The 255-nt window shown below is 33.7% G+C and carries 1 protein-coding gene; it reads left to right on the top strand.

Features of this window, described 5'->3' with window-relative positions:
- Nucleotides 1–255 (top strand): sporulation protein YpjB (locus AOA60_RS29480; protein WP_218240931.1); only part of this gene is annotated, 255 nt, incomplete at both ends.

Raw genomic sequence — 255 nt, 5'->3', positions numbered from 1 at the left:
GTATTAAGTTATGTTAAAGAAGGACACTATGATGAAGGAAATCAACTTTTAGAAGATTTTTCTAAGCAATTTTTAGCGATACGAGCTTCAGATTATCATTTAACGATGAATGAATTACAAGTCATAACAACCACATTTCAAAATGCTACTGAAGCAACGATATCAATATCCATGACGCACGTAGATCGTGTAGCTTATGTGTCACAACTACGTTTACTCGTAGATGTTTATGACTCTTCATATGAGCCATTATGG

This window comes from Pseudomonas sp. 2822-17, from assembly GCF_002742485.1.
GTDB lineage: Bacteria > Pseudomonadota > Gammaproteobacteria > Pseudomonadales > Pseudomonadaceae > Aquipseudomonas > Aquipseudomonas cyclaminis.
This window is presented reverse-complemented; position numbering and strand designations above follow the sequence as displayed.